Source organism: Candidatus Margulisiibacteriota bacterium (genome assembly GCA_028715625.1).
GTDB lineage: Bacteria > Margulisbacteria > Riflemargulisbacteria > GWF2-35-9 > GWF2-35-9 > JAQURL01.
On record JAQURL010000002.1, the window covers coordinates 1 to 17,142 of the forward strand.

Below are 17,142 nucleotides of genomic sequence, written 5' to 3' on the forward strand. Positions count from 1 at the left end.
TCTGTCCATTTAAGCTGGTTACCCAAATACTGGACATACAATTTTTGTTTTATCGTTAATCCGTTCTGGTTGAGCTTGTAGTATTTGCTTCGAACAAAATAATGCATAAGCTTCCTGAACTTTTGTTCATCCAGGTCTTTGGAAGTTGTAACACCTGCAATGTTATGCAATATCTTGCGATAATCATCATCGGACAACTGTAATTCCTTTTTTAAAATGTGAATAACTGCCAGTTTATTCTTATCAGCTAACATATTGGTGTGGATCGAATATTAAGTTCTGTGTGCTTTTGATCTAATGAATTGTCTGTTTTCGGGTAATCACTACGAAAATGCGCCCCCCTGCTCTCTTTACGTGACAGCGCGCTTTTTACTATCAGATAGGAACAGATTAGCTGATAAAGGAGTTGCTTTTGCTGTACATTTTGGCAGTCAGTAGTTTTCATTTTTTCCAAGACCTGTTTTAGCTGTACTTCCGCTCCTTTTAATTTTTGTTCATCTCTCTTTATTCCGACGTTGTTGTACATCAGGGCCCGATTGTCGGCTTTGAGGGTAAATAATAACCGACCGCTCGTCGGTTTACAGGCTTTTTCCTTCAGTTTTTTACTGTTCTTTATTTTTACTCGCGGCTGACCGGCTATATGTTTCCCAACCCTGTGACCGTATACCATACATTCCAGCAATGAATTGCTGGCCAAGCGGTTAGCGCCATGTACGCCCGTTGAAGCTACTTCGCCGCAAGCGTAGAGGTTATGAACACTCGTTTGGCCATAATAATCTGTTTTTATTCCTCCTATCATATAATGAGCGACGGGTAGTATAGCGATGGGCTGTCGTGTAATATCCACACCCGTTTTTAAACAATTCTTATAAATCATGGGGAAAACTTTTTGAATTTGGTTTTTTTCAATTTGTCTGAAATCCAGATAAACCTGGTGCCCTTCCTCCAGTTGATTGGCAATTGCTCTGGCTACAATATCTCTGGGGGCCAGTTCTCCACGTTCATCATGCTCATATAAAAATCTTTCTTTCTTTTCATTTATAATAATGGCCCCTTCACCTCTTACAGATTCGGAAATAAGAAAAAACTTATTTGCCTTTTCATTAATCTGGATAGCTGTTGGATGAAATTGATAGAATTCCATGTCCCTTATGTCTGCTCCTGCCAAATATGCCGCAGCCAGACCGTCGCCAAAACTTCCGTTCCAGTTTGTTGTTTTTTGATATACTGCTCCTGCGCCTCCTGTAGCCAGGACTGTTTGTTGTGCTAAAACTCTAACTTTTCTACCTGTATTCAAATCAGTAAAAATTGCACCGGAACAGTTATTATCTTCAACCGACAAACTATCCAGAAACAGCATTTCTCTGTAATTAATTTTTCTATGCCGCACCTCTTTTAGCAAGCCGTTTTCAATAAAATAACCTGTTTTGTCAAAAGCATGCAATATGCGTCGTTCGCTATGTGCTCCTTCTTTCAGAAATTCAAACTCACCATTTTCTTTTTTGTTAAAGCATATACCGTAATCGATTAAATCCTTTACACGTTCAGGACCCTCATTAACCAGAATTTCAACCGCTTTTTCATCCGCCAGCATTAATCCTGTCCGCATTGTATCTCTAATATGTATTTTTACATTATCTGTATTACTTAAAACAACAGCAACACCGCCCTGGGCGTAATAAGTGTTACATTTTCTCAGCCTCGATTTGGTTACCAAAAGAACTTTTCTTTTGTCTGACAAAGTCAAAGCTGTCATTAAACCGGAAATTCCTGTGCCTATAACCAAAACATCTGTTTCAAGACCTAGCATTATATGTCCTTAATTTAACGTTTATGAAATATTGAACAATATGCTATCACGAATTTGTATTGTCTGCCAGATTGTATAGGATCAAGAAGTAAATATACTTGCTAGGCGCTCGTCGACTTTCGAATCCAATGTCTTTAATTTCCTAATAAATTAATTGTCTGAATATATTGTGAATTTTGACTGGCGGAGGGTGAGAGATTCGAACTCTCGCGGCAGAAAAATCTACCCTACAGGTTTAGCAAACCCGCCCCTTCGGCCACTTGGGTAACCCTCCTGTTAATTGGATGCGCGTTTCAGCAATTTATAATAATCAGTAATCTGCTTTTTTACAAGCTGTAATTTCTTTCTGTCGCCTTTTATTCCATCGATATTCAGGAAATCAAAAATTTCTTCAATGTTTATCTTTTTTAAGTTTGTTTTTATTTTTTTTAATTGAGTAATATGTTCATCAATACCGTTAACAAGATTGTCTTTGTTGAGTAAGGTAACCAGGAGTCCCCAGTATGGGTCTGAATGGGCTATTCTGGTCGTATCTCTGAAACCGGTGGAGGCAACCCGGTTCAGATCCTCTTCTTGCAGATATCTGTTGTATAATGAACAAGCCACCACATAGGGCAAGTGCGAAATTGTCGCTATCGTTCTATCATGCTCTTCAGCACTTAAAACCATATACCTGGCCTTCAATAGTCCGGTTAATTTTCTTAGTACAGGCTCAAACAACTTTTTATCTTTTATATTTATATAGGTGACGATAAAAGCCTTGTCTTCAAATAAATTTTTAACGTAATTGGCAATACCGGTTTTTTCAGAGCCCGCCATGGGATGAGCTCCTACAAACATAACTTTTTTAAGCTGCATGCTCTTTACCTGGTCAACAATAAACAGCTTAACGCTAGCCACATCGATAACCAGGGTTTTCTTGTTTAAAAAGGTATCTATCTTTTGAATATATTCCGGGATTATTTCAATGGGTAGGGCTATAATAATTAAATCCACGCTTTTGACTGCTGTTTTTAAATCTGTGCTACCTTCATCTATCAATTTATATTTATAGGCTTGGGCAATAGTTTCTTTTTTTCTGGCATAACCTTTTACATAAATGCCTTTGTTTCTTAGCTGCCAAGCTAAAGAACTTCCAATCAGGCCCATTCCAACTACTGTAATTTTCATGAGGTGATGGTTCGATGGTTCATAGAGGCAATAATTTTAATATCTTCCATAAGTTTTTCAAACTTATCGAAACGCAGCGACTGCGCTCCATCACTTAATGCTTTCTTAGGGTCTGGATGGACCTCAATGGTTATTCCGTCAGCCCCGGCTGCAAGAGCGGCTTTAGCCATGGGTGTTACAAGTTCCCAGCGACCTGTTCCATGGCTTGGGTCTACAACTATTGGCAGATGACTAAGTGTCTTTACTACCGGCACTGCACTGATATCCAGCGTGTTGCGTGTATAGTTTTCATATGTTTTAATTCCTCTTTCACAAAGGATGACATTGCGGTTGCCTTCTGAAAAAATATATTCTGCGGACATTAGCCATTCCTCAATCGTTGCAGATGGACCTCTTTTTAGCAAAACAGGTTTGCGCGTTTTCCCAACTTCTTTTAATAAATTAAAATTTTGCATATTCCTGGCGCCAATTTGCAGAATATCGGCATATTCGGCTACGAGCTTCACGTCTCTGGTATCCATAACCTCTGTAATTATCGGTAGTCCTGTTTTTTCTCTGGCCTCAGCCAGATACTCCAACCCTTTTTTACCAAGCCCCTGAAAACTGTAAGGCGAGGTCCTGGGTTTAAACGCTCCACCTCGCAAAATATTAGCTCCGGCTTTTTTTACAAATTTAGCAATCTCAATAATGCCTTCCCTGCTCTCTACCGCACATGGTCCGGCAATTACTGCAATTGGTGATTTGGAGCCGATTGTCACTTTTTTATTTATTTTTACCTGAGTATCATCAGGATAAATTTCTCTGGAAACCAGCTTATAGGGCTTCTGAACTGGAATGATTTCCATAACCCCATCCATCATCAATATTCTGTCTACCTGTACTTTTGTTTTATCGCCGATTGCTCCTATAACCGTGCGTTCAACGCCTTTGCTAATATGAACCCCAAAACCTTCCTGGTTTAAAACGTCTGTAATTTTATTTATATCGTTTTCTGTAGCCCCTTTTTTCATTACAATAATCATAAATCGTCACCTTTCATTTTAATCCAGGTCTTCCCTGAGGCTTTTGGCATCATGAAGATACACATGTTTAATTTTTTGTTTATCATCCTCAACATTGTAGTGAATTAGAATTCTTATACATTGCCTCATGCTGTTGGGAACATTTATTTCTCTGGCACACAAAAGCGGAACTTCTGTCCAGCCCAGCTGTCTTGCAGCTACCGCTGGAAATTCAGCGTTCAAATCATCACTCAGGGTAAAAAATACACTGGCAATCCGTTCCTTTTTTAAAGAATTTTTTTGTATCATTTCCAACAAAAGTTCTTTAGTTTTCATCAGTATTTCAGCTTTTGTATTGCTAAGCGCTGTCGTTGCGCCTCTTATTCCTCTTAAAATAAAAACCACCTCGCTATTTTGCTAAATTTAACAGTAACAGCATATCTTATATCCCGCCTGATGATCAACAAGATATTAATCAGAAACTGAATTCGATATTAATATTTGCCTGTTGGTCAAGGCTTGATGTAAGTGTAGAATCATTAACTTTATCTATATTCAGTCTATTTTCCAGATAACTCATGTTAATCTGCAATACCCAGACGCGAAAGGCTACACCAGCGGAATAACCGAAATATTGTTCCGACAAAGATGCTCCGGCCCTTAAACGTAATTTAGGTAATATCCAAAAATTTATTAGGTCCTTTTCCATTCCCAAATGATAACTCATTTCCTTGCTGGTACGGTTCAAATTGTGAATATCAAAAGCAAGGACCAGGTCCCCGTCCGAATAGGAAAGTCCTGCCCTCAAGTTTTGCAAGGCCCAATCCTCGTTGGCTATCAGGTTCTGCGAGACATTACCTTTAATGGGCTGCAGGTTAATGTTGCTGGCAATAAAATTTTCCATGGCCAGCCCCAGGCGAACATTGTTCCACTCAGTCATGATTCCGATGTTCCCGGCAAATCCTACTCCATTCATTATGCTTGCACTGTTTTGATCGGAAAAAATTGTATTTTCAAAATCAATTGCGTTTTGAATATTATTCGAATTGATCTGAGCATAAGTCATGTTGTTGTACATTCTGGATAACAATTCACCTCTGCCGGATAAACCCAAAGCAAAAGGGCCCATTTCAAAACTTTTTCCATAAATTGCCATAAAATGTGTGTCTTTATTGGCTTTAACTCCTGTTGTCTGAAAAATATACTGCATATCTTCTACTGCGTATAGTGACAAACCATTGTCCGGAGAAAACAGGCTGAAGTTTAATGCCCTTTTCGCATAAGCTTTTTTCTCCAGCCCTGTATTAAATTGGATCATTTGAGGTCCCGTGCTCTTGTTGTTTTGTATATACTGCATCGCGTTAAAGTAGCCCAGATTAAAGAAAAAATCCAGCGAGGCGTTCATGTGTTGCTTGGTGGGTTCTTCCAGTAGTTTCATTACATCCGTTTCGGAATTATAAATTTCAGTATCAATAAAATGAAGCCCGGCCGGGTTATAAAACAATGCTCCTTCATCATTAGCCAAACCAACAAAGGCATTGCTCATTCCCCTTGCCCTGGTTGTGTTTATATCCGGTTCGGAAATAAAGCTTAAAGTAATAACCTGAAACAAAATAATAAGCAGACCCAAAAAGTATCTATGCATAATTACCTCCGCTAAATTATATGTACTAAAACAATTAACTGAAAATATAATCTTAGAATACTGTTTTTGTTACTAAAAATCAAATCGCTGGGGAAGGGTAATACTCAAGCATCAGGTCATCGCCATACCGTTTTGTTTCGCTAAGACTTAATTGCTGCATATCATTTATGCTTTTTTCTCTTGATCCGTTGAAAATAGAGAGAGCGTTATTATCTCCCATTATTCTGGGCGCTACAAAAATCACGAACTTGTCCACCATTTGCTGGTTCATTAAGGAGAATGACAACTGACTCCCACCCTCGACAATAATTGATGTAATATTTAGTTTCCCTAGTTCCAGCATGATTTCATCAAAATTAAAACTTTGATTTTTTGCTTCAAAATATAAAACCGTTATATTGTTATATGAATCTTGTAATTTTTCAAATTTTCTTTCGTACATTTTTTGTGTTATAAAAACAATGTGATCCTGCATGTCATATATTTTAGCCTTTTGCGGAGCCTGACCTTTTTGATCAACTACAATCTTGGTTAATGATTTCGTTTTATTTTTTAACCTTACGTTGAGGGAAGGATCATCTTTTAAAATCGTACCGACACCTGTCATAATGGCATCATTACTATACCTCAGTTTCTGAACAACATTTCTGGATAAATCATTGGTTATCCATTTGCTGTTTCCATACCTGTCTGCAATTCGGCCATCAAGAGTTTGTGCCATTTTTAAAGTTATAAAAGGTTTTCTCCACACAATATATTTCCGGAATATTTCATTCAATTTCTGAGCTTCCTGTTCCAGGACCCCATGTAAAACTTCGATCCCGGCCTGTCTCAGAAGTGCAGGGGCAGAACAGTTCTTCACCAAAGGATTAGGGTCGCTCATAGCATATACAACCCGTTTTATGCCTGCTTCGATAATAAGTTTGGTACAGGGTGGGTTGTTGCCCCAATGGCAGCAGGGTTCCAGATTCACATATATGGTTGCACCTTTTGCCTTTTTTCCGGCTTTCCTAAGAGCCTCAGCTTCAGCATGCGGTTTTTTAAAACCTTTATGATAGCCGCTTGCCAGTAATTTATGATCTTTCACGATAACAGCGCCGACCAACGGATTTGGGGACACGATGCCAATACCCTTTTTTGCCAGGGACAAGGCCTTTTTCATGTATTTAATGTCTTCTTTGGGTAAAAAACTCATCAAACTTTTTTTAAATTCCTGATAGTTTGCCTGATGTCTTTACTGTTAAAAACAGTTGAACCGGCAACCAGCACATTAGCCCCAGCTCTGGTCAGCTGCTTGACATTTTCTTCAGTAATACCGCCATCAACTTCTATATCAATATTCAGTTTTTGCTTTTCAATTTCTTTTTTCAAGGCCTTAACTTTGTTAATACAATAAGGAATAAGTTTCTGCCCGGCAAATCCAGGGTTTACTGTCATAACAAGCACCTGGTCAACTATGGACAAGACGGGAAAAACTACTTCAATATTGGTAGAAGGATTTATTGCCAGGGATGCCTTGGCGCCTTTTTCTTTAATTAGGTTCAATATTCTGTCCAGATGAACTGAAGCTTCATACTGAATAGAAATTATATCCGCACCGACTTTTATAAATTCTTCTACATAATCCTGCGGGTCGAGGATCATCAAGTGCACATCAAGAGGTAAAGATGTAGCTTTTTTTAAATCTTTTATTACTACCGGGCCAAATGTAATATTCGGCACAAAGCGGCCGTCCATTACGTCAATATGAACATAATCAGCGCCGGCTTTTTCAATTTTTCGCACATCTTCTGCCAAATGATTAAAATTCGCAGACAAAATCGAAGGCGCAACTTTTATCATGTCTTTAATAATCGCATCTTTTCTTTATCTTTTCAAGCTGGCTATATAGCATCCGGTAAGAGTCATAGCGCGATTTTTTTATTAATTTTTTTTCTGCAGCCTGCTTTATTGAGCAGTCCGGTTCCTCCTGATGAGAACAGTTGCTGAAACGACATTGAGCAGCAAGGGTCTGAAATTCAGGGAAACCTCTGGTTAGGTCAATTTGTTTAAACAGGCTTTCATCGAAAAAAGAAAAACCGGGCGTATCAGCTATAAATGTTTTATGTGAATCCAGACAATAAAGACTTACCTGTTTGGTCGTCTGTTTTCCTTTTAAGGTCTTTCTGGATATTTCATCCGTTTTTACATTTATATTCATAGACAGATTTTTTAATAAGGTGGATTTCCCAACTCCGGAGCCTCCGGCAAAGACAATGACTTTATTTTTTATCTCCTCATGAATTTGCTTTTTTTCCTCCGGTTTTAAGTCCAGCGAATTTAGAAATAAAGGCTCAAAACCTAATGAAGCATAGAACCCCAAATCTTTAAACCCATCTTGATGCACCAGATCTTTCTTGGTAAAAACCAGTTTTGCTTTGATATTTAAGGAAAAAAGGTAGGCTAAAAATAAATCAATTTGATAAAGTTTATATTCCGGATTTTTCAGAGCAGAAATATAAAAAACCACATCAACATTAGCAATACAGGGATGTGTGAGCATATTCTTCCTGGGTTTTACTTCTACAATATTGCCCTTACCACCATTGCTATCAAATATAACATCATCTCCGACAACAAGATGTTCTATTTTTTTTTGTTTATGGCATGTTTGGGTATTCAAGGATTTTGGGTCAAAAACCTCGTACAGGCTGTTATATATTTTTAATATTTTACCGTAACCTAAAACGCTCATTACCTTTTTTTCTACAAAATGACTTTTCTTGTTTTTGCCAGTTCATTATTGAAATAAACCTCTATCGTTGCTCCTAGTTCTTCCTCTATTTCAAAATATAATTCTTTCCCGGGCATTACGTTTTCATTATAAAGTATTTGAGAATTATCGCTTTTTATGGAAATAATTTTAATATTGGTTTTTTCTTTATTCAAACTCTGGCTCACTACCAGATCAATTTTAACCATGAGCCTGTCCAGGCCGGGCTCTATTTGTTCTATATTGATACTAACCGGATACCCTTTGGAAATGTATACTTTAACCGTAGAATCTCTGGTGGCGTACTGTCCTTCCTGCGGGTCTTGCGAGGCTATAACACCCTCTTTATAATCAAATGAATAGATGGCATCTGTTTTTTCTATTTTTATAAGTTTATCCTGCAAGAGGCTTTCCGCCTGTTCTAAGGACAGGCCTTTAAGGTCAGGAAGCACCATGCCTTCCTTACCCATGCTCACGATAAAACCTACTTTACGGCCGGCTTTTACATGGCTGCCTACTTCCGGCCTGCATTCAATTACCTGATTGTTGGAGACCTCTTCCGAATATCTTTTAGCCAAAACATAACCATTTAGTTTATATTCCTTAAGTACTGCCAACGCGTCCTCTTCATCCAGGCCGACTATATTGGGAACTTTGGTTTCGGGAATAGCGGTTAAATAATTAACTGCCTGAGAGTATATAAAAGCAAAACCAACACCGATGATTGCAATCAGAATTACTATCAAGACTATCTTATTTATCTTTTTCCTGGGCTTGTTTTCCTTTTCCTTTTTCCGATCTTCGCGTGGGGCATCTGCTTTTTCCATAGAAAAAGTATACCGCATGCGTTTTGTTATTAGCAATATTCTTTATTTTTTAAAGAAATTACTCTTTTCATTTCTGGACAATTATCTGTATAATGAGGTCACGAAAAGGATGTAAGCATTATGACTAAACAGGAAACACCAAATTTACCACCCTTTGATGAATTTGCTACAAGGCGTCTGAAAAGACAAGCCCTGCTTGATAAGGGCATAAACCCTTATGTACACAGCTATGAAAAAAAACAAGACATTGGCAAAATTCTCGGATCTGCGACCGGGCTGGAACCCGAAAAACTCAGCCAACTGAAGGTATCAACCGCTGGCAGAATTATTGCTAAAAGGGGGCATGGAAAAGCGTCTTTCGGTAACATCTGTGATGAATCCGGTAAAATTCAGATTTATTTTAAACAGGACGTTTTGGGTGATGAAAAATATGCCTTGTCTCAAAATCTGGATGTTGGTGATATTGTCGGTGTTTCAGGGGAATTATTCATCACTCATACTGGTGAGTTGACCATAAAAATTCAGGATTTTGTCTTGTTATCCAAGGCGCTTAATCCTCTGCCTGAAAAATATCATGGACTACATGATAAAGAACTGCGTTATCGCAAACGTTACTTGGATCTTATTGCTAATCCGGATGTTAAAGATATTTTTAGTAAACGCAGTAAAATTATGGCTTTCATACGAAAATTTTTGACCGACTTGAATTTTATCGAAGTGGAAACTCCGGTTTTACATACGCTTGCCGGTGGTGCCAGCGCTAAACCTTTCATCACTTATCATAACGCTCTGGATATGAACCTGTATCTAAGAATAGCGTTGGAACTGCATTTAAAGCGATTAATTGTAGGTGGATTTGAAAAGGTTTTTGAAATCGGCCGCGTTTTTAGAAATGAAGGCATCTCCTTTAAACATAACCCGGAATACACTCTGCTTGAACTATATCAGGCTTATGCCGACTATAACGACATGATGAGCCTTATGGAAAACCTCCTTTCGGCCCTGGCTAAAGAGATTACAGGAGAGTACAAAATAAAGTATGGAGATAATGAGCTGGACTTTACTCCTCCTTTCCCTCGTTTTACCATGCAGGATATAGTTAAAAAACATTCCGGTATTGATATTATCAAGACCGACTTCAAGGGTTTAACAAAATTAATTAAGGAAAAACATATCGAAATTCCTGACAACTATACCTCCAAGGGGCAGCTTATTAATCTGTTATATGACAAATTGGTTGAACCAAAGCTTATACAGCCGACTTTTGTAATTGACTATCCTGCTGAAACTTCCCCTTTAGCGAAACGTCATCGCAAAGATGATTCTCTTGTGGAAAGATTTGAACTCATAGTAAACTCACTGGAAATTGCCAACGCATTTTCTGAGCTGAATGACCCTATAGACCAAAGACAGCGCTTTGAAGACCAGCTCAAACAAAGGGAGGCAGGAGATGAAGAAGCGCATATGATGGATAATGACTTTGTGGAATCACTGGAGTATGGTATGCCGCCCACCGGTGGCTTGGGTATTGGGATTGACCGCGTTGTAATGCTGCTCACCAATTCTCCTTCTATTCGTGATGTTATTTTCTTCCCACACTTAAAACATAAACCTCTACCGAATGAATAACGACTGCTTTGATATTGCCATAATCGGAGGCGGGCCTGCCGGTTATGAGGCTGCGCTTGCTGCGGGAAAATACGGTCTTAAATCTTTGCTTGTTGAGGGCAAAAGCATAGGTGGTACCTGTTTAAATGTAGGTTGCATCCCAACCAAGACCTATCTTCATAAAGCCAAAACTTATGATTTGATTAGAAAAAACATCAATACTTCGCCTGAACTCAGCGAATTCTCGTCCTTAAAAAATATTAAAAATTCCGCTCAACGTGTTATCAAAAGAATGCAGTTGGGAATGGAAACTAGCCTAAAGGCTAATAATGTTGTTTATGTTAAAGAAAATGTCGTCGGGTTTGATGCTGCAACATTGATCACGGATCAAAAAAACAAATTTTGGTTTAAAAATCTGATTATCGCTACTGGTACTAGACCCTTTATTCCTGAACCTTTGATGAATAATAATTTCTATACCAATGAGAATATCTTTGAGCTTGAGGAGCTCCCCGCTTCCATATCAATAATTGGTGGCGGTGCTATCGGTGTAGAGTTTGCCTTTTTCTTTTCCTTATTAAATGTTCCTGTAACTTTATATGAAACCGCGCCTTCCATTCTGGCCTATTTTGATAATGATCTGATTGAAGAAGTACGCAAGTTGCTTAAACGGCAGAAGGTAAAAATATTGGAAAATACAACACCGGATATGGCTTCTTTAAAAAAAGGCATCGTTCTTGTCGCTACAGGAAGAAAGGCCTGGTTTCCTGAAACTCGACTTAATTTAAAGCTAACTACAAGGGGTTACATCAAAACAAACGCCAATTTTCAAACCGACACACAAAATATCTTCGCTATCGGCGATGTAAACGGTCTTTCTCTTCTGGCCCATAGTGCAGCTGACCAGGGCCACCAAGTGCTGAACTATATTGCTAAAAAAACTGTTCCGAAAAATAAAGTTATTCCCGGTGTAATTTATACGTCGCCATCTATAACAACCATAGGACTGAGAGAAAAAGATATCACGCAAAAAAATCTTTATAAAATTATCAAAATTAACTTTGGTTTGTCTGGAAAATCCCAGGCAGAGGATCAAACAAACGGCTGGGTCAAAGTAATAACACAAAAAAATATTCTGAAAGGCTGTCAAATTTTTGGTCATAATAGCGAAGACTTAATACCATTATGCAGCCTTGCGGTTGAAAAAGAAGTTCCTCTGGAGCAGTTTGCGGAACTGATTTATCCTCATCCTTCTTATTGTGAAGTATTGCGAGACGCGTTCCAAAAAGCGTTAGAAATTTGAAATATCCTTCGTTTCTTATAAACTCTTTTAGAAAAAAACTTTTCAATATGCAAAAGTTGCCATATCCTATAAATACAGTTTGTGAGGAAGCCAAATGCCCCAATCGCGGGGAATGTTTTTCCAAAAAAACCGTAACTTTTCTTCTCCTGGGCAAAACCTGCACCCGTAATTGTTTGTTTTGCGGCATAGATAAGGGCACTCCTGATACTCTGCAGGAAAACGAACCAGACAAAATACTGGCCGCAATAAAACATTTTGCGCTTAGATATGTAGTATTAACTTCTGTTACTCGTGATGATCTAAAAGACGGCGGCTCAGGTGAATTTGTAAATGTCATGCAAAAAATCAACGACTATAATCCGGACATAAAAATTGAGGTGCTTGTACCTGATTTCCAGGGAAATTGGGAGGCAATAAATAAGGTCTGCGAATTAAAACCTTTTGTATTTAATCATAACCTGGAACTTGTTCCGAATATTTTCAAAACCTACAGGCCACTGGGAAATTTTGATCTTTCTCTGGATATTTTAAAATACGTAAAAAAAAATTACCAGCATCTGCATGTTAAGACCGGGATCATGGTTGGGTTAGGTGAAACCAAAGAAGAGGTCGTACAATTAATAAAGTTATTAGGTTCTTTGGGAATCGATATTCTAACAATTGGGCAATATCTGCAGCCATCAAAAAAATGCGCTGAGGTAAAGCGTTTTGTGCTGCCTGAAGAATTCCTGGAATACGAAAAAAGCGGGGAAAGTTGGGGCATTAAGGTAATTGCAGGGCCGCTGGTTAGAAGTTCGTATATGGCAGAAGCAGTCTTATATGATAAAATAACTAATAAGCATGAGTAAACATCCTGTTTTAGATAGTAACAGTGAAGATCCTGTTTTGGAAACATCTTTACGCCCCAAATCCTTCAAACAATACATCGGTCAGGAAAAAGTAAAACAGAATTTGGAGATCCTGATTAAAGCCGCCAAAGAACGTTCGGAAACACTTGATCATATTTTATTCTATGGCGCTCCGGGACTGGGAAAAACAACCCTGGCCAATATTATCGCCTACGAAATGAATGTTAATATAAAGACAACTTCCGGGCCGGCCATTGAACGTCCGGGGGATCTAGCTGCCATCCTCACCAATCTGCAGGAAAATGATATTCTGTTTATCGATGAAATCCACAGATTAAGCAGAGGTGTGGAAGAAGTTTTATATCCTTCCATGGAAGATTATAAGCTGGATATAATTATAGGAAAGGGCCCCTCGGCGCGCTCCATTCGTCTGGACATACCCAGGTTTACACTGATCGGCGCAACTACAAGGGCAGGCATGCTCTCTTCACCATTACGTGATCGTTTCGGCTTTGTAGCAAAACTGAATTTTTATACACATGACGAACTTTTGGAAATCTTGATGCACTCCGCGGCCACGCTCAATCTTAATCTGGATAAAAAAGCCGGTTTGGAGCTAGCTAAAAGAAGCCGTGGCACACCCCGGATAACTCTTCGATTGCTGAAACGGGTCCGTGATTGGGCTCAGGTTAAAAAACTTGCTCATATCGGTTTTGATATTGTGCATGAAACACTTGCCGCTTTGGGCATAGATAATCTGGGTCTTGATGAAACCGATCGCAAACTGTTATCAACAATTATTATAACTTTTAATGGCGGTCCGGTTGGGCTGGATACTCTTTCAGCTTCCATTGCCGAAGACCCCAATACTATTGAAGACGTTTTTGAACCATTCCTTTTACAATTAGGGTTGATTGAAAGAACCCCCCGCGGCCGAACAGCAACAATTCATGCGTATAAACACTTAAACATCAAGCCGCCAGCAAACTATAAAAAAGTTATACAACCTATGCTCTTTAATAATAATATAGATTCGGAAATTGTTCAGGAAAATATCTGAGGAAAGGGGCAATATAATGCGACAGGCAAGAGAGGAACGCAAGACCAAAGAAACCAGCATCAAAATAACCTGGAAACTTGATGGAACCGGAAAACATCAAATAAAGACCTCCATTCCCTTTATGGACCACATGCTGGAGCTTTTTTCCAGACACGGATATTTTGATCTGAAAGTTGATGCTTACGGGGACACAGATATCGATGCGCATCATACAGTTGAGGACCTGGGAATTGTTCTGGGTTCTGTATTTAAAAACGCGCTGGGTGATAAAAAAAGTATAAATCGTTATGGCTTTCAGGTTCTACCAATGGATGAATCACTGGCGCTAATCAGCCTCGATATCAGCAACAGGCCATATTTGGACTTTAATGTTAAGTTTAAAAGTTCCCTGCAAAATTTTGATAAAGCTCTGGTTAAAGAATTTTTTTCCGCATTTGTTAATCATGCGGGAATAACGCTACACATCAGAATGTTAAGCGGAGACAATACTCATCATATGATAGAGGCCATTTTTAAAGCTTTCGCCAAAGCCCTAAGATCAGCAATTGAAGTAAACACCAGAGAAAAAGGAATTCCATCAACCAAGGGTGTGATTTAGTGCTTGTTTTTTAAAATATAACATTTTATGATAATAGCCAGTTAAATAGTGTTAACAAATAATGAAAAAAATTAATAACAACATTGATACATTAGTAAAAAAAATCGCTGATGAAATAATACAAAGTAAAACCGATTTAAGCTTCATCCTGCTTGTTGGTATCTTAACCAGGGGTTATCCGATAGCACAACGTATCGCAGACCTCATCAAAAAAGAAAAAAAAGTCAATGTTCCCGTGGGCAAGCTGGATATAACGCTTTATCGGGATGACCTGGAAATCAAAAAAAATATGCATAATCTCAAAGAAACACTTATTCCTGTGAATATAGAAAACAAAACCGTAATTCTGGTTGATGATGTTCTGTATCATGGCCGAACAGTCCGGGCAGCGATTGAGCACCTGCTGGATTACGGCAGACCCAAGAGGATACAGCTGGCCGTGCTTATTGACAGGGGCCATAGGGAACTGCCGGTATGCGCGGATTATATAGGACTCACAATACAAACAGAAATTGGTGATACCGTTCAGGTTAAATTAGTGGAAACCGATGGAACAGACAAGATTGAAAAAAATGAGTAAAAAACCTAAAAAAGATAAAGAACAAAAAAAAGACGAAAAAAGCCCATTAGAGCTGCAAAAAACTTTTAATTTCAGAAACTTTTTTTTGATATTGATTATTTTTCTCTTCATTCTTTCCTTGTTTTCACCAATGAAGGGTAAGGGAAAAACATATAACGAAATGTTGTTTTCCGATCTGATTACCGCAATTGATTCCAAACAGGTAACCAGGATCACAATAAACAATGTTGATTCTTCAGCCACCGGACAGCTTGCCGACGGCTCTTACTTTCATTCCAATATTATGAGTTACCCCGGACTTATTGAAAAACTTCAGGCGGCAAATGTTAAAGTCGGTATTAAGCATGAAGATAACAGTGCCTTGATAAATATTTTAATTCAAATTGTACCTTTCCTTCTTATTATAGGAATTTGGTTCTTCATTTTCAGGCAGGCACAGGGCGTGAACAATCAGGCTCTTTCCTTTGGCAAAAGCAGAGCCCGGCCCTGGAAAAAAGACGATCATAAAAGATATACCTTCAAGGATATCGGTGGCATAAGCGAGGCTGTTACTGAACTGGAAGAAATTGTTGAATTTTTAAAGCATCCTGACAAGTTTATCAAAATCGGAGCGAAGATTCCCAGAGGAGTATTGCTTATGGGCCCACCGGGAACAGGAAAAACCTTGCTGGCCAAAGCAATAGCCGGCGAAGCGGATGTAGCGTTCTTTAGTTTAAGTGCTTCAGAATTCGTGGAAATGTTTGTAGGTGTTGGCGCCAGCCGTGTTAGAGACTTGTTTCAACAAGCTAAAAAAAATCAGCCCTCTATAGTTTTTATTGATGAAATAGATGCTGTGGGGCGTCATAGAGGCGCAGGCCTAGGCGGAGGTCATGATGAAAGGGAACAAACCCTTAACCAGTTGCTGGTTGAGCTGGATGGTTTTGATGAGAAGTCTTCTGTTATTGTTATAGCGGCAACAAACAGGCCCGATATTCTGGATAAGGCTTTGCTCAGACCTGGTCGTTTTGATCGTCAGATTGTTATTGATAAGCCTGATATCAACGGTCGTCTGGAAATCCTGAATATCCACCGCGGTAATAAAAAAATTTCCAAAGATGTAGATATGGCTGTTGTTGCTAAAAGAACTGCAGGCTTTTCAGGAGCCGATCTGGCCAATCTGGTCAATGAAGCTGCACTACTTTCTGCACGTCGCAATAAAAAAATTATCGGGCTGGACGAATTGGAAGAAGCCATAGACAGAACTATTGCCGGGCCGGAAAAAAAGAGCAAGGTTATGTCAGAGAAGGAAAAAGAAATTGTAGCATTTCATGAATTAGGCCATGCGATTGTAGCCAAGACCCTGAAAGATACTGATCCGGTACATAAAATCTCAATTCTTCCCAGAGGGCTTGCGTTGGGCTACACTCTGCAATTGCCGGAAAGAGATAAATATCTGATTTCCAAGTATGAACTGTTCAATGAAATTACTATTCTTATGGGTGGCCGTAGCGCTGAAGAAACGTTTTTTGGAGAAATAACCACCGGAGCAACGAATGATATAAAAAGAGCCACACAAATTGCGCATCAAATTGTTTGTGAATATGGCATGAGCCCACTTGGTAACAGGACCTATGGTAAGAACCAGGAAAATGTTTTTCTTGGGCGTGATTTAAATGACCACACCAAGGATTACAGTGAAGAAACAGCGGAAAAAATTGATGAAGAAATATCAAAAATCATAGACGGTTGTTTTCTGGAAGCAATTAAGATTATCAAAGATAATAAGACAAAACTCAAACAAATAGAAAAGATACTTTTGGAAAAAGAAGTTTTAGAAGGCGCAGAATTCGAAAAATTGCTCGCAAATTCATAATTAAATAACCCACCAAAACCCCCGTTATTATTAGCTTTAAATGAAAAATGTTTAAAACAATTTTTTTCAGGGAATACTGTAAATAACT

General features: G+C 38.7%; 17 protein-coding genes and 1 tRNA gene. 7 read left to right on the forward strand and 11 right to left on the reverse strand.

Features of this window, described 5'->3' with window-relative positions; all coding sequences use genetic code 11:
• The 11 genes from PHV30_00555 to PHV30_00605 all read right to left on the reverse strand — a co-directional run.
• Positions 1-254 (reverse strand): DUF1018 domain-containing protein (locus PHV30_00555; protein MDD5455502.1); only part of this gene is annotated, 254 nt, incomplete at its 3' end.
• Positions 248-1,810, reverse strand: coding sequence for an L-aspartate oxidase (nadB, locus tag PHV30_00560; GenBank protein ID MDD5455503.1), 1,563 nt, complete (start codon positions 1,808-1,810; stop codon positions 248-250). The genes PHV30_00555 and nadB, both read right to left, overlap by 7 nt.
• A 181-nt stretch (positions 1,811-1,991) precedes the next feature.
• Positions 1,992-2,084 (reverse strand) — tRNA-Ser (locus PHV30_00565).
• A 2-nt stretch (positions 2,085-2,086) separates the two neighbouring features.
• Positions 2,087-2,980, reverse strand: a complete 894-nt coding sequence (locus PHV30_00570; protein MDD5455504.1) for a prephenate dehydrogenase/arogenate dehydrogenase family protein — start codon at positions 2,978-2,980, stop codon at positions 2,087-2,089.
• On the reverse strand, positions 2,977-4,002 hold the full coding sequence (gene aroF, locus PHV30_00575; protein ID MDD5455505.1) for a 3-deoxy-7-phosphoheptulonate synthase: 1,026 nt from the start codon (positions 4,000-4,002) through the stop codon (positions 2,977-2,979). Before aroF ends, PHV30_00570 begins: the two co-directional genes overlap by 4 nt.
• A gap of 18 nt (positions 4,003-4,020) precedes the next feature.
• Positions 4,021-4,377, reverse strand: a complete 357-nt coding sequence (gene aroH, locus PHV30_00580) for a chorismate mutase (GenBank protein MDD5455506.1) — start codon at positions 4,375-4,377, stop codon at positions 4,021-4,023.
• A 79-nt stretch (positions 4,378-4,456) separates the two neighbouring features.
• On the reverse strand, positions 4,457-5,626 hold the full coding sequence (locus PHV30_00585; protein ID MDD5455507.1) for a hypothetical protein: 1,170 nt from the start codon (positions 5,624-5,626) through the stop codon (positions 4,457-4,459).
• Between the two features lie 79 nt (positions 5,627-5,705).
• A complete protein-coding gene (ribD, locus tag PHV30_00590) occupies positions 5,706-6,821 on the reverse strand; it encodes a bifunctional diaminohydroxyphosphoribosylaminopyrimidine deaminase/5-amino-6-(5-phosphoribosylamino)uracil reductase RibD (GenBank protein ID MDD5455508.1) in 1,116 nt (371 codons plus the stop codon).
• A complete protein-coding gene (gene rpe, locus PHV30_00595; GenBank protein MDD5455509.1) occupies positions 6,821-7,468 on the reverse strand; it encodes a ribulose-phosphate 3-epimerase in 648 nt (215 codons plus the stop codon). The genes ribD and rpe overlap by 1 nt, the downstream gene beginning before the upstream one ends.
• A 4-nt stretch (positions 7,469-7,472) precedes the next feature.
• Positions 7,473-8,360 (reverse strand): ribosome small subunit-dependent GTPase A, encoded by an 888-nt coding sequence (gene rsgA / locus PHV30_00600; GenBank protein MDD5455510.1) that lies wholly within the window; start codon positions 8,358-8,360, stop codon positions 7,473-7,475.
• 11 nt (positions 8,361-8,371) lie between these two features.
• Positions 8,372-9,205, reverse strand: a complete 834-nt coding sequence (locus PHV30_00605) for a PASTA domain-containing protein (protein MDD5455511.1) — start codon at positions 9,203-9,205, stop codon at positions 8,372-8,374.
• 120 nt (positions 9,206-9,325) lie between these two features.
• Between PHV30_00605 and lysS the strand changes: the two genes are divergently transcribed.
• From lysS to ftsH, 7 genes are all read left to right on the forward strand, one after another.
• Complete coding sequence (gene lysS, locus PHV30_00610) at positions 9,326-10,834, forward strand: lysine--tRNA ligase (GenBank protein ID MDD5455512.1); 1,509 nt, start codon at positions 9,326-9,328, stop codon at positions 10,832-10,834.
• The gene (locus PHV30_00615) at positions 10,827-12,116 is read left to right on the forward strand and encodes an NAD(P)/FAD-dependent oxidoreductase (protein MDD5455513.1); all 1,290 of its coding nucleotides are present in this window, start codon (positions 10,827-10,829) and stop codon (positions 12,114-12,116) included. The genes lysS and PHV30_00615 overlap by 8 nt, the downstream gene beginning before the upstream one ends.
• A 47-nt stretch (positions 12,117-12,163) precedes the next feature.
• Positions 12,164-12,964, forward strand: a complete 801-nt coding sequence (locus PHV30_00620) for a lipoyl synthase (protein MDD5455514.1) — start codon at positions 12,164-12,166, stop codon at positions 12,962-12,964.
• Positions 12,957-14,024: a Holliday junction branch migration DNA helicase RuvB gene (gene ruvB, locus PHV30_00625; GenBank protein MDD5455515.1), complete on the forward strand. Its 1,068-nt coding sequence runs from the start codon at positions 12,957-12,959 to the stop codon at positions 14,022-14,024. The genes PHV30_00620 and ruvB overlap by 8 nt, the downstream gene beginning before the upstream one ends.
• 13 nt (positions 14,025-14,037) lie before the next feature.
• Positions 14,038-14,622, forward strand: coding sequence for an imidazoleglycerol-phosphate dehydratase HisB (gene hisB / locus PHV30_00630; GenBank protein ID MDD5455516.1), 585 nt, complete (start codon positions 14,038-14,040; stop codon positions 14,620-14,622).
• Positions 14,623-14,683: 61 nt separating this feature from the next.
• Positions 14,684-15,202 carry a bifunctional pyr operon transcriptional regulator/uracil phosphoribosyltransferase PyrR gene (gene pyrR / locus PHV30_00635; protein MDD5455517.1) on the forward strand — a complete coding sequence of 173 codons (519 nt, stop codon included), beginning with the start codon at positions 14,684-14,686 and terminating at the stop codon, positions 15,200-15,202.
• Positions 15,195-17,054, forward strand: coding sequence for an ATP-dependent zinc metalloprotease FtsH (gene ftsH / locus PHV30_00640; GenBank protein MDD5455518.1), 1,860 nt, complete (start codon positions 15,195-15,197; stop codon positions 17,052-17,054). The genes pyrR and ftsH overlap by 8 nt, the downstream gene beginning before the upstream one ends.
• The last annotated feature ends 88 nt before the right edge of the window (positions 17,055-17,142 follow it).